Here is a 13,117-nt window from a genome sequence, read left to right as displayed (position 1 = left end):
GCGTTTCAACCCCCCTGAAACACTACCGCCACTACTAAAGGCTCGACATACCGGCGAGTTGCCACATGCTCTCTGCTTGTCACCGGGTTTCACTCGGCTCCCATTGGCGCTCCGCCACTAATTTTTGCTCTGGTGCATATGAAGCAGAGGGAGAGACAAATCGTCCACTCAACAGACTTGGCTGCTCTATGAATAAAGAAGTGATGAAGTAGCGCCTCTGGGGGGGGGCCAAGGCGTCCCGCTTTTCTGCCCAGGGCAATGGATATTGGTTTCGATAACTGTGGTCAGGGGTTGTCCACGAGATGCATGCGATGCTTCTTATGCCTGCGGGTGAGGTGATTCAGGCAACAGCTCCGGAACATGGGGTAAGTGCGCCCCCAGGGTGGGTTGATTCGCTGGAATGCATATAAAGAAAAGGGGACGGCGTCTGCCGTCCCCTCAAGTCATCTCGTCCAGTCCCTGAACTGCCATGCTCCCTGCAATCCTTGACTCTATCCTTTCCTTTGGAATTTCCCCTTCCCAGTCCATTGGGGTGTCCTGTGGCCATCCTAGCCTGGCAATCACTCCTGATTGCTTCACCGTCTCCGTCCTGGAGGTGTCCATTACCACATCCCGTGGTGTTCCTTGCGTCATCCTGAAGAGTGACTATCCGTGCCACTCGGCCTCATCCCGAGGTGTCCTGCGACCGCATCCTGCGGTTGTCCTGTCATTCCTTGTGATAACCATCCGGGTTATCAACCTCATCCTGAGGTGTCCTGCCACGTCCTGTGGCTTTTCCTATTTATGCGCTGTTCCTGCATCCTGCCGGACCAGCCGTCCTTGTGAGACCCATACTAAGGCAATCGTGGGCAGGAACAAGGCATGGAAGGTCATCAGATAACGCCAGATGATGAATGAATATCTGTCATGAATCTGAATTTGTCTTTTTTATCAGTGTGTTATTTAGTTTCTCAGGAAAGCATGGGGCTCTCGGGATGGTTTCACGTACGGCTCAACACTGAGGGGTCTTACAGGAGGAATGGCGGATCTCTCACAACCAAAAACCGGGAGGAAAACGATGGTACAGAAGGCTCAATCAGGGGTGTAAGAGTTAAAAATTAATTGAATAATTATGTGTGAAAAACAGACAAAAGCCGAGCTCATGCTCGGCTTTTCATCATTCATCCGATTGTGCTCAGCTGACCCGGGTGCCCGGTGTCGGATATGCCTTGCGCAGGGACTCCGGTGCCAATACTTCCAGATTGCCACTCATGTTGTTCAACCAGGAGCGGAACTCGGGCGTATCCTGGACCTCGGTCTCCACCACCACGCTGCGCTTGTCGTAGCGGGTCATGCGCGGGTTGTGTCCCGGGATCTGCCCATCGATCAGGGTGGGGCAGTTGGCATCGATGCGTCCGACGAAGCGGATCGGGCCACTGACGTCCTGATAGCCCTGGTCGCGGATCAGCTTCTGGACGTTGAAGTCCTTCGGTTGGGTGGCGCTGAAGTTGGTCAGTTCCACGTTCTTGATGTGATCGAACGGGATACCATAGACCTTGGGATCCAGCTCGGACAGGGTGCAGAGCAGGATGGGGCCATCGGGCTGGTTCAGGATCCCGAGCGGATTGATGCGGTCATAGCAGAGCCACACGGTGCGTTCCTTGATGACACGCTGGATCTCGGCGCTGAACTTGCGACCACGCCAGAGGGCGTCGCGGATCAGGGTGCTGCGGCGGATCTCCGGGTTGCCGGCAAATGGACGCGGCGACTGATGCACGCTCTCGAGCCAGCGCTCCGCCAGTTCGCTCTGGCTGTCACGGATCACCTGGCTGGCCTTGTCGACCAAGGGGTTCAATTCGGTCAATACACTCGCCGGTAGCAGTTGGCTCGCCTGATCACTCCAGGTTTTCAGGGCCACCGCCAGGGAGAGCGGCATGATGTTGGCAAAGTCGTTGAGACCGTGGCGCTCGAAGCACCAGCCGTGTGGTTTGCTGCGCTCATCCGAGGTGAGGTCGAACAGTCCCATACCGGACATCTCTTCCAGGTCCCGTTGCACGGTACGCAGACTGACGTGAATGCCTTCCTCTTCCAGTTTTACCTGGAGTTGGCTGGCGGTCAGCTTGTAAGGGCGGTGCGGGATGCAACGCGCCAAGGTCAGTTGTCGTAACAGCTTCTTACTCATGGTGCATGCCTTCACTGGTTTAGCGTTGAGTGTATCCTAGCCATGGCATGCGACAGTCTATGTCGCAAGTTTTGCTGCGACAACTGTCGCCATTTTCATACATAACGAGCTAACTAATTGATAATAATCGACAATCAAAGCGTGACGGGGGTTGTTTGGCGCTGTTTTTTGCCAAAATAAAGCGTTCTCCAGATTTGCCCGGTTGTCACGACAAGGGAGAAATGTATAGGGAGCCAGGGGGGAGGAGGGTATTCGGCAGGGGGAGAGAGGTGAGGGACTGGGCCCTCACCGACAAAGAGGTCGTTCAGGCCAGCCAGGACCAGGCTGACTTGGTGATGGCGGCGCCAATCATGTAGCCAAATACCGCGAGGGCGGCGACCCCGGCGATCAGCTTCTGGCCGCGCGCAGGGCGCTTGAGCGCCATGACGCCGAGCCCTATGTAGAGCACCAGGGCGATCAGCTTGGCCATCAGCCAGGGCTGCTGGCCTGGGCTCATCTGCAGGGTGACCGCCAGCAGCACGCCAAACAGCAGCAGCAAGGTGTCGTTGATGTGGGGCAACACCTTGATCCACTTCTGCTGCAAGCGCCCGCTGCCAGCCAGCGCCAGGCTCCAGCGGTAGATGAACAGCAGCAGGCTGACCATGGCCAGGGTCATGTGCAGGTGTTTGAACATGGGGTAATAGGCAATCATATTGCTTCCTTGTCGTTGTCGGGCAGACCGCTGTTCCAGTTGTGCGCGTGGGTACGCTCCTGTCCTTCCTGATCGTCTTGCAGCAGATCGGAGAGGATCTCGCGGTATTGCAGGCTCTTGTTGATATAGGTGTGCTCGTCATCCAGGTAATTGACCTGTTCCCGCAGCAGCCGGTTGTCATACTGCTTGAACACCTGACCCGCACGCCAGGCCTGGTTGGCCCGGAATCCGAGCTGGGTCAGTGCCTCTACCCCCAGATCCACGGCCGATCCCAGGGTTTCCCGGTGCACGCTGTCGACGCCGTGTCGAAGGATCTCGTGGGCATGGGGCCTGTCCTGGGCGCGGGCCAGGATCTTGAGGTGCGGGAAGTGTTTCTTCACCATCTCGATCACCTCGAGGGAGGTAGCCGGATCGTTGATGGAGAGCACCAGCAGCCTGGCCTTGTGGGCCCCGGCGGCATGGAGCAGGTCGAGCCGGCTGGCATCGCCGTAGAATACCTGATAGCCGTACTTGCGCAGCATCTCTATCTGGCTGGCGTCCTGCTCCAGTATGGTGGTGCCTATGCCGTGACCGTGCAGCAGACGCCCCACTATCTGACCGAAGCGGCCGAAGCCGGCGATGATGACAGGGTGCTCGACCAGTTCCGGCTGCTCGTGCTCGGGGGCATCGCTCTGGTTGCGGTAGTCGAACCAGGGCTGGATCACCCGATCGTTGAGGATCAGCAAGAGCGGCGTCAGCGCCATGGAGAGCGCCACCACCAGGGTCAGCAGCGAGATGGTGTCACCGGGCAGCACCTTGTTCTGGGCGGCGAACGAGAACAGCACGAAGGCGAACTCCCCTCCTTGTGCCAGCGCCAGGGCGAAGGTCCAGCGTTGGCTCGGCGAGATGCGAATGATCAGGCCGAGCACCATCAGCACTCCCCATTTCAGGAGCATCAGCCCTATCACCAGAGATGGAATGAGCAGGGGATGGGCGGCAAACAGACCAAAGTCGATGCCGGCGCCCACCGACATGAAGAAGAGGCCGAGCAGCAGCCCCTTGAACGGCTCTATGTCCGCCTCCAGCTCGTGGCGATACTCGCTGTCCGCCAGCACCACGCCGGCGAGGAAGGAGCCCAGCGCAGGCGAGAGGCCCACCGACTCCATCAGCACTGCGATGGCGATCACCAGCAGCAGGGCGGCGGCGACGAAGATCTCCCGCATGTGGGACTGGGCGATGGCACGGAACACCGGCCGCATCAGGTAGTGGCCGCCCAGCACTATGCCGGCGATGGCGGCGACCACCAGCAGGCCGTGCTGCCAGCCCGCCAGATCCGGATTGCCGTTGCTGGCCACAGGCGCGATGGCGAGGAGCGGCAGTATGGCCAGGATGGGAATGACGGCGATGTCCTGGAACAGCAGCACAGCGAAGGCGGATCGCCCGCTCTCGCTCTGCATCAGTTTGCGCTCCTGCAGGCTCTGCAGCACGATGGCGGTGGAGGAGAGCGCCAGGATGAGACCGATGGCGAGCCCCTGCTGCCAGGGCAGGCCGATGAGATGAGCGACCCCGGTCAGGGCCCCCGTGGTGAGCAGCACCTGCAGGCCGCCGGTGCCGAGTATGGGTCCCTTCAGCTGCCACAGCAGGGCAGGGCGCAGCTCCAGCCCGACCAGAAACAGCATCAGCACCACCCCGAACTCGGCGAAGTGCATCACATCCTTCTGCTCCCCCACCAGTCCCAGCAGGAAGGGACCTATGATGATGCCCGCCAGCAGGTAGCCGAGCACGGAACCCAGCCCCCAGCGTTTGGCCAGCGGCACCGCTATCACCGCCGCCGAGAGATAGATCAAGGCGTCAAACAACAATCCGTGCCCCATCAGCCGGCCCTCCGTTCGTCTCTGTTCCTCAGGGCCGGCAGCGCAAGCCCGATGAAAATCCAACCTGTCGTCATGACAACTCCCCCAGCAGATCCCGCAGATAGGGGCTGCCAGCGAGCTGGGCCGGGGTCAGCCGCTCATCGCGCAGGGCGCAGATCAGCTGGCGGTAATCCTGGCCACAGCGGCGCAGCGCCTCCGGGTCTTTCAGCTTGTGGAAGGAGTGCAGCACGAAGGGGGGCAGCCACTGCATGCCGCACAGCTGCGCCGTCTGCTGGAACGGCAGCAGGAAGTCGAGCAGCGGGCGCTGGTTGTAGCCCTCGCTGCAATATGACTCCGGAGCGCCCCCCGTGGTGATGGCGGAGAGCCACTGCTTGCCACTGAGGGCATGGGCCTCGGGGCCGTAGGCGTAGCCATACTCCAGCACCAGATCCAGCCACTCCTTCATGATGGCCGGGCAGGAGTACCAGTAGAAGGGGTGCTGGAAGACGATGATGTCGTGCTCAGACAGCAGGGCCTGCTCCCGCTTCACGTCGATGAACATGTCCGGGTAGTGGTGGTAGAGGTCGTGCAGGGTGATGCCCTCCAGACCGTCGAGTGCCTGCAGCAACTGCCTGTTGGCCCTGGAGCTCTGCAGGGCCGGGTGCGAGAAGATGATCAGAATGCGTTTCATGAGGTCCTAGCCTGAAGAGGGGCCTGGTGCCGATAAAAAAGGGCGGTGAGCTGCGACGTTATCAAGAAGCACCCCGGCTCGCCAGTGGCGGACGTGAATGACGCCTGTATTGGACTCTCGTGGCCGCTGGTTGTGGCAGTGTCTGACGGGGGATGACCCTCGCCCCTATTCCAGCCTCTTTTGATCTCCCGCAGGGGGAGGGCTTGACCCTCCCCCTGGGCCAAGGGTTACCATAGGCCCTCTTCGATCACTGAGTCATCCCATGGTCCTGACCCGTCGCCAACTCGCTCGCGCCCGTCGCTGGCTCCCCCTGTGGAGTCTGCTGCTGGTGTTGATGTCGTTTGGCAGCCGGGCTGCGACGGACCTCTGTACCCTGACCACCCATTGCAGCCAGAGCGAGCGCACCCTGGAGAAAGCCATGCCCTGTGGCAGCTTCACCTCTGCCCTCGCCATGACGGCGCTGATGGACAACAGCCTGACGGTCGCCGTACTGGAACCCGATGCGCCGGATTTCCTCTCTCCCTCCCTGTTTGTGCCGGATGCTCCCAAGGCGCGGCTGGAGCGTCCCCCTCGTCAACCCGGTTGAGTCGATTTTTCCCCTGTATTGGGTATTTCTTCTTATCCGAGGTGAGTCATGTACAAGTCCCTGTTACTGGCCGTGCTGGCCGGTACCGTCAGTTTTTCTGCTCTGGCAACCGAGCAGATGACAGTCTACAAGTCCCAGTATTGCGGCTGCTGCAAGACCTGGATCAAGCACATGGAAGAGAACGGCTTTGCGGTCAAGGTCGTCGAAACCGAGCAGCTTGAACCCATCAAGCAACAGTACGGCATCACCCCTCAGCTGGCCTCCTGTCACACCGGGGTGGTGAACGGCTATGTGGTGGAGGGGCATGTGCCCGCCGCCGACGTGCAGAAGCTGCTCAAGGAAAAGCCGGCGATCCGCGGCCTGACCATTCCGGGCATGCCCCAGAGTGCGCCTGGCATGGATATTCCGGGTCAGCCCTACCAGGTGCTGAGCATCAGCGAGGAGGGCGCGACCAGAGTCTGGTCGAGCTACCCCGGCTGACGAACACTGGTCATGAGCCGGCACCACTCCATCATGTGAGGCACACCTGAGCGAATCCGTGCCGCTCATGGCCAGAGCAGGAGGGCCACCCTTGTGAGAGGGTGGCCCTTTTTCATGGTTTGGGGCCGAATGTCCGGGGATCACTTGCAACCCAGGGCGACAAGGGGCAGATTGATCGCCAATTTATTTTCTCAGGGGCGATGTTCCGGTTTGCCAGCCTTGTTTCCGCACCGGCGGAGTGAGCGGCGGCGGCCTGATCGTCAATTCATGGCGCTCCCCGCGAGCCTGCCTGCCCTGTTACAGCGCAAAGGATGCGACATGTTCATCTTTCCCCGAGGGTTGCTGCTGCTGGCTTGTCTGGTCGCCGTGCCCTGTACCCATGCCAATGAAGAGCCCGTCATGCCGACAAGCGAAACCCCCATCCTGCCTCCTGTGGCCCCCAAGCACCCCCATACCCTGAAAAAGCACGGGGACGTCCGGATCGACAACTACTACTGGTTGCGTGACGACGATCGGCAAAAGCCCGAGGTGCTGGACTATCTCAAGGCCGAAAATGCCTACACCGAGGCCATGCTCAAGCCGGTCAAGCCGCTGCGTGACCAGCTCTACAAGGAGATGGTGGCCCGCATCCCCCAGCAGGACGAGTCCGTGCCCTATGTGAAGAACGGCTACCGCTACCAGACCCGCTATGAGCCGGGCAAGGAGTACGCCATCTACTCCCGCAGCAAGGTGGGGGAGAAGGACGCCAGCCTGATGCTGGACAGCAACCAGCGCGCCGAGGGTCACGAGTTCTATTCGCTGGGGGCGCTCGAGGTGAGTCGCAACAACCGCTGGCTGGCGGTGGCGGAAGACTTCCTCTCTCGCCGTCAGTACCAGATCCAGTTCCTCGATCTGGAGAGCGGCACCTGGGCCGCCGACAAGCTGGAGAACACCTCGGGCAACCTGGTGTGGGCCAACGACAGCAAGACGGTGTTCTATGTGCGCAAGCACCCCAAGACACTGCTGCCCTATCAGGTCTATCGCCACGAGCTGGGCAGCGATCCCGCCAAGGACAAGCTGGTCTACGAGGAGAAGGATGACAGCTTCTACGTCAGCCTCTATGCCACCACCTCGGAAGACTTCATCGTCATCGCCCTCTCCAGCACCACCACCAGCGAGGCGCGCCTCATCGACGCCAACACGCCGGTTCAGGCGCCGCGCCTGTTCCTGCCCCGCCAGGTGGATCACGAATACAGCCTGGATCACTACCGCGGCCGCTTCTATGTGCGCTCCAACAAGGATGGCAAGAACTTCGGCCTCTACGAGACCAGGGAGAGCCCGGTGGATCGCTGGAAGGCGGTGATAGCCCCCAATCCGGACGTGCTGCTGGAGAGCTATGCCCTGTTCAGGGACTGGCTGGTGCTGGAGGAGCGCAGCAAGGGGCTGACCCGGCTGCGCCAGATCAACTGGCAGAGCGGGGAGCAGAAAGAGATCGCCTTCGACGATCCCGCCTATGTCACCTGGCTCGCCTACAACCCGGAGCCGGAGACCAGCGCCCTGCGCTATGGCTACTCCTCCATGACCACGCCGTCCTCCACCTATGAGCTGAATCTGGACAGCGGCAAACGCACCCTGCTCAAGCAGCAGCCGGTGGCGGGCTTCAAGGCCGACCAGTACGCCAGCGAGCGGGTCTGGGTGACCGCCCGCGACGGGGTGGCGGTGCCTGTCTCCCTGGTCTATCGCAAGGATCTGTTCAAGAAGGAGGGCAAGAACCCTCTGCTGGTCTATGGCTACGGCTCCTACGGCGCCAGCATGGATCCCGACTTCAGCAGCTCGCGCCTGAGCCTGCTGGACCGCGGCTTCGTCTACGCCATCGCCCATGTCCGGGGCGGTGAAGAGCTGGGGCGCCCCTGGTATGAAGACGGCAAGCTGCTGAAAAAACAGAATACCTTCCACGACTTCATCGACGTGACCGAGGCGCTGGTGGCCCAGGGCTATGGGGCGAGAGACCAGGTCTACGCCATGGGCGGCAGCGCCGGCGGCCTGCTGATGGGGGCCGTCATCAACCAGGCGCCCCAGCTCTATCGCGGCGTAGTCGCCCAGGTGCCCTTCGTCGACGTGGTCACCACCATGCTGGACGAGTCCATTCCCCTCACCACAGGGGAGTACGACGAGTGGGGCAACCCGAACCAAAAGCGCTACTACGACTACATGAAGAGCTACAGCCCCTACGATCAGGTCAAGGCGCAGGCCTACCCCAACCTGCTGGTCACCACGGGTCTGCACGACTCCCAGGTGCAGTATTGGGAGCCCGCCAAGTGGGTCGCCAAGCTGCGGGAGCTGAAGACGGACGACAACCAGCTGTTGCTCAGCACCGACATGGATGCCGGTCACGGCGGCAAGTCGGGTCGCTTCAAGGCTTACGAGGACATCGCCCTGGAATTTGCCTTTATTCTGGAGCTGGCCAGGCCGAAGGCATGAGGCTGGGTTAACCGCTTGTTGCTGAACCGCGATCCGGGCGCCAGAGATGGCGCCGATGCGCAGATGAGATCAGGCCGGCGAGGGCAACCCCGCCGGCCTGTGTCTTGCACCCTAGCCTGATCCTGTCTCGGGGCGCCCTCAGCCAGATGGCAGCCCTTGTCAGTAAAGGGTTACAAAGGAATCCGCCCCCTCCATTTCCCCTCTGCCTGCGCACAGAAAACCAATTAATCCACGACCGATGAATTGATGATCCAGTTCAAATTTCTCGCTATTTAAATCCGCCGCTTTGCCATTTTGTTTGATTTATGTTGGCGCTCTGTGCCTAATCAAGGGGTTACAACTTTTGATCCGGCTCTTTTGTGGTCGAATCACCCTCAGTCGGCATGACGCTGATTATCTCACCGCAGGATGATGGTGGCTTTGGGAAGAGCCGTTGGCGCTCGACCCTTTCCTCATATGAGGTCATATAGGCGGACCCAGTCTTGGTGCGGGTCCGTCTCATATTCACCCGGGAATCGGGTGAGATAAATCAATGAAAAGGATGAAGAACATGAAAGGATTATCCTTGGCGTGCGCCCTGTCGGCGGCCCTGGTCGGTGTGTCGTTTGGTGGTCCGGTACAGGCGCAGGAGCGCTTCGTGACCATAGGCACCGGCGGTCAGACCGGCGTCTACTACGTGGCTGGCCAGTCCATCTGTCGTTTCCTCAATCGCGGCGCCGCCGATCACCAGATCAAGTGCAATGCGCCGGCCAGTGGCGGTGGCGTGGCCAACGTCAACGGCATCCGCAGCGGTGAGTTCAACTTCGGCATCATGCAGTCCGACCACCAGTACAAGGCGATGAAGGGGCTGCCCCCCTTCCAGGCCGAGGGGGCCATGGATGACATGCGCGCCGTCTTCTCCCTGCAGAGCGAAGTGTTCACCATTCTCGCCCGCCGCGACGCCAAGATCGCCGGCTTCGACGATCTGAAGGGCAAGCGCGTCAACATCGGCAACCCGGGTTCCGGCCAGCGCGACACCATGGAAGAGATCATGGCGGTCAAGGGCTGGAAGAAGAGCGACTTCGGCCTGGTCTCCGAACTGAAGCCGGCGGAGCAGGCCTCCGCCCTGGGTGACAACAACATCGACGCCATGAGCTACTTCGTCGGTCACCCGAACGGTGCCATCCAGGAAGCCTCCACTACCACGGACGCCGTGCTGGTGCCGGTGACCGGCGCCGACATCGACAAGCTGCTGGCCGAGAAGAGCTACTACACCAAGGCCGAGATCCCGGGTGGTCTCTACAAGGGCAGCGACAAGCCGACCCCGTCCATCGGTGGCAAGGCGGTGCTCTCCACCAGTGCCAAGGCCGATCCTGAAGTGGTCTACCAGCTGGTCAAGTCGGTGTTCGACAACCTGGATCGCTTCAAGCGTCTGCACCCGGCCTTCGCCGATCTGAAAGAGGCCGACATGATCAAGGTGGGTCTCTCCGCGCCCCTGCATGAAGGCGCCGCACGTTACTACAAAGAGCGTGGCTGGCTCTGATTGAAGGCCTGCCGGCCTTCCATCGTTCTCTTCGACACCCGCCCGCCACACCGGCAGCGGGTGTCGTGTCGTTGTACTCGCAGGCAAAAGTTAACCCTATGCAAGAAAAACAACTCTCTACCGAGGAACTGATCGCCCAGGACGTGGGCGCCCGGCTGCCCCTCGGCCTCATGGGCTGGCTGATCACCGGGCTGGCGCTAGCCTGGTCCCTGTTCCAGCTCTGGATCGCCTCGCCGCTCCCCTTCATTTTCGGGGTCGGCGTACTCAATGACACCGAAACCCGCGCCATTCACCTGACCTTCGCCCTGCTGCTGGCCTATCTGGTGTTCCCGGCCTTCCGGCGCTCCCCCAGAGACAGGGTGCCCCTCGGCGACATCGCCCTCGGTCTGATCGCCGCCGGTGCGGCCGCCTATCTGTTCGTCATGTATGAGGCCCTGGCCCAGCGCCCCGGCAACCTCACCACGGCCGATCTGATCACCGCCTGCATCGGCATTCCGCTGTTGCTGGAAGCCGCCCGCCGTGCCCTGGGCCCGGCCCTGGCGGTGATCGCCCTGGTGTTTCTCGCCTACAGCCTGGCCGGCCCCTGGATGCCAGGGCTGCTGGCGCACCGCGGGGTGAGCTTCACCGCCCTGGCGAACCACCAGTGGATCACCACGGAGGGGGTGTTCGGCATCGCCCTCGGGGTCTCCACCAGCTTCGTGTTCCTGTTCGTGCTGTTCGGCGCCCTGCTGGAGCGGGCCGGTGCCGGTCACTACTTCATCCAGCTCGCCTTCAGCCTGCTCGGCCACCTGCGCGGCGGCCCGGCCAAGGCGGCCGTGGTGGCCTCGGCCCTGACCGGGGTCATCTCCGGCTCCTCCATCGCCAACGTGGTGACCACGGGCACCTTCACCATCCCCATGATGAAGCGGGTCGGCTTCTCCAAGGAGAAGGCGGGGGCGGTCGAGGTGGCCTCCTCGGTCAACGGCCAGATCATGCCCCCCGTGATGGGGGCGGCGGCCTTCCTGATGGTGGAGTACGTGGGCATTCCCTACGTGGAGATCATCAAGCACGCCTTCCTGCCGGCGGCCATCTCCTACATAGCGCTGCTCTACATAGTCCACCTGGAAGCGCTCAAGCTCGGCATGCAGCCCATCGGCGGCCATCAACCCAAGCCCTGGCTGCGTCGCCTGACCGGCTTCGCCTTCGGTGCCACCCTCATCAGCGGCCTGTCGATGGCGGTCTACCATGGTCTGGGCTGGCTCAAGCCGGCGCTGGGGGACTATGCCCTGCCGGGGATCGCCCTGTTGCTGGCGGCCGTCTATCTGGGTCTGCTGAAGATAGCGGCCAGCAATGCGCCGCTGCCCGCCGAGGATCCGGATCAGCCCCTCACCGAGCTGCCGAACACCCGCGCCGTGCTGCTCTCCGGCCTGCACTTCCTGCTGCCTGTGGTGGTGCTGGTGTGGTGCCTGATGGTGGAGCGCCTCTCCCCTGGGCTGTCGGCCTTCTGGGGTACCGTCATGCTGGTGATCATCCTGCTGACCCAGCGGCCGCTGCTCAACTGGCTGCGTACCGACGGCAAGCATGACTACGGCTCGGCCCGCGATGGTCTGGTGGACTTGAAGGAGGGCCTGGTGGCCGGTGCCCGCAACATGATCGGCATCGGCATCGCCACCGCCACGGCGGGGATCATAGTCGGTGCCGTCTCCCAGACCGGGGTCGGCCTGGTGCTGGCGGATCTGGTGGAGATGCTCTCCATGGGCAACCTGCTGCTGATGCTGATCCTCACCGCCCTGCTGAGCCTTATTCTCGGCATGGGGCTGCCCACCACAGCGAACTACATAGTGGTCTCCAGCCTGCTGGCCCCTGTGGTGGTGACGCTGGGGCAGCAGAACGGCCTCATAGTGCCGCTCATCGCCGTGCACCTGTTCGTGTTCTACTTCGGTATCATGGCGGACGTGACCCCGCCGGTGGGGCTGGCCTCGTTCGCGGCGGCTGCCGTCTCCAAGGGGGATCCCATCAAGACCGGGATCACCGCCTTCTACTACAGCCTGCGCACCGCGGCGCTGCCGTTCCTGTTCATCTTCAACACGGATCTGCTGCTGATCGACGTGGACTTCGCCCACGGGGTGCTGATCTTCGTGGTGGCCACGGTCGCCATGCTGATCTTCGCCGCCGCCACCCAGGGCTGGTTCCTGGTGAAGAGTCGCTGGTACGAGAACGTGCTGCTGCTGCTGGTGGCCTTCACCCTGTTCCGTCCCGGTTTCTGGATGGACATGGTGCATGATCCCTATCGTGAGACGCCTCCCGCCCTGCTGGCCCAGACCCTGGGCGAGGTGGAAGCGGAGAGCACACTGCGACTGCGGATCCAGGGGGAGGATGCGGTGGGCAAGCTGCGTCAATCCACTGTGCTGCTGGCGGTACCGGCCGGTGCCGATGGCGAAGAGCGATTGGCCGGCCTGGGGCTGACCCTGTACGAGCAGGATGGCAAGACCCTGATCGACAACGTCACCTTCGGCAGTCCGGCGGCCGCGGCCGGCATGGAGTTTGATCAGGAGATCCTCTCCGTCAAGGCGCCTACCGAGCGCTGGCACAAGGAGCTGATGTGGATCCCGGGCTTCCTGCTGTTTGCGCTGGTGATCTGGCTGCAACGGCGACGGGCCACCCGCTCATAGACACCACCAATAAAAACGGCGCCTCGATGGCGCCGTTTTCAAT

The 13,117-nt window shown here is 61.9% G+C and carries 9 protein-coding genes; 5 read left to right on the top strand and 4 right to left on the bottom strand.

Annotated features, from left to right (window positions below):
- Nucleotides 1-1,174: 1,174 nt before the first annotated feature.
- The 4 genes from AAHB08_RS11380 to kefF all read right to left on the bottom strand — a co-directional run bounded on the left by AAHB08_RS11380 (nt 1,175) and on the right by kefF (nt 5,375).
- A complete protein-coding gene (locus tag AAHB08_RS11380) occupies nt 1,175-2,161 on the bottom strand; it encodes a helix-turn-helix transcriptional regulator (protein ID WP_025325391.1) in 987 nt (328 codons plus the stop codon).
- Nucleotides 2,162-2,465: 304 nt separating this feature from the next.
- Nucleotides 2,466-2,852, bottom strand: a complete 387-nt coding sequence (locus AAHB08_RS11375) for a SirB2 family protein (protein WP_342058973.1) — start codon at nt 2,850-2,852, stop codon at nt 2,466-2,468.
- On the bottom strand, nt 2,849-4,705 hold the full coding sequence (gene kefC / locus AAHB08_RS11370) for a glutathione-regulated potassium-efflux system protein KefC (protein ID WP_247627430.1): 1,857 nt from the start codon (nt 4,703-4,705) through the stop codon (nt 2,849-2,851). Before kefC ends, AAHB08_RS11375 begins: the two co-directional genes overlap by 4 nt.
- A gap of 70 nt (nt 4,706-4,775) precedes the next feature.
- A complete protein-coding gene (gene kefF, locus AAHB08_RS11365; RefSeq protein ID WP_202047798.1) occupies nt 4,776-5,375 on the bottom strand; it encodes a glutathione-regulated potassium-efflux system oxidoreductase KefF in 600 nt (199 codons plus the stop codon).
- Nucleotides 5,376-5,637: 262 nt separating this feature from the next.
- Here kefF and AAHB08_RS11360 point away from each other — a divergent pair, with 262 nt between their 5' ends.
- The 5 genes from AAHB08_RS11360 (at nt 5,638) to AAHB08_RS11340 (ending at nt 13,074) form a co-directional block, all read left to right on the top strand.
- On the top strand, nt 5,638-5,961 hold the full coding sequence (locus tag AAHB08_RS11360) for a hypothetical protein (RefSeq protein WP_342058972.1): 324 nt from the start codon (nt 5,638-5,640) through the stop codon (nt 5,959-5,961).
- 48 nt (nt 5,962-6,009) lie between these two features.
- Complete coding sequence (locus AAHB08_RS11355) at nt 6,010-6,441, top strand: DUF411 domain-containing protein (protein WP_342058971.1); 432 nt, start codon at nt 6,010-6,012, stop codon at nt 6,439-6,441.
- Nucleotides 6,442-6,759: 318 nt separating this feature from the next.
- Nucleotides 6,760-8,901, top strand: coding sequence for a S9 family peptidase (locus tag AAHB08_RS11350; protein WP_247627427.1), 2,142 nt, complete (start codon nt 6,760-6,762; stop codon nt 8,899-8,901).
- Nucleotides 8,902-9,451: 550 nt separating this feature from the next.
- Nucleotides 9,452-10,423 carry a TAXI family TRAP transporter solute-binding subunit gene (locus AAHB08_RS11345; protein ID WP_202047795.1) on the top strand — a complete coding sequence of 324 codons (972 nt, stop codon included), beginning with the start codon at nt 9,452-9,454 and terminating at the stop codon, nt 10,421-10,423.
- 98 nt (nt 10,424-10,521) lie between these two features.
- Complete coding sequence (locus tag AAHB08_RS11340) at nt 10,522-13,074, top strand: TRAP transporter permease (protein WP_342058970.1); 2,553 nt, start codon at nt 10,522-10,524, stop codon at nt 13,072-13,074.
- The last annotated feature ends 43 nt before the right edge of the window (nt 13,075-13,117 follow it).

Source organism: Aeromonas sp. OTU364 (assembly GCF_038440395.1).
GTDB lineage: Bacteria > Pseudomonadota > Gammaproteobacteria > Enterobacterales > Aeromonadaceae > Aeromonas.
Note: the sequence above shows the minus strand (reverse complement) of the source record. Positions and strands in the feature narration are given on the sequence as shown.